Genomic DNA, 279 nt, shown 5'->3' with positions numbered 1-279 from the left:
GGGAACATTTACCACCAGACCAGCAACCAGAACGCGGCGCGCTGCTGCCTCTGCGTAAGCACTTCAAATTATTCAGCAACCTGCGCCCGGCAAAACTGTATCAGGGGCTGGAAGCATTCTGTCCGCTGCGTGCAGACATTGCCGCAAACGGCTTCGACATCCTGTGTGTGCGCGAACTGACCGGCGGCATCTATTTCGGTCAGCCAAAAGGCCGCGAAGGTAGCGGACAATATGAAAAAGCCTTTGATACCGAGGTGTATCACCGTTTTGAGATCGAAC

General features: G+C 54.5%; 1 protein-coding gene. It reads left to right on the top strand.

The window, feature by feature from the left end; translation table 11 throughout:
- The coding region (locus tag AC0L27_RS41310) for an isocitrate/isopropylmalate family dehydrogenase (protein WP_473323875.1) at nt 1–279 on the top strand (279 nt) is incomplete at both ends.

It is taken from the genome of Bradyrhizobium sp. Ken51 (genome assembly GCF_055807435.1).
Note: the sequence above shows the minus strand (reverse complement) of the source record. Positions and strands in the feature narration are given on the sequence as shown.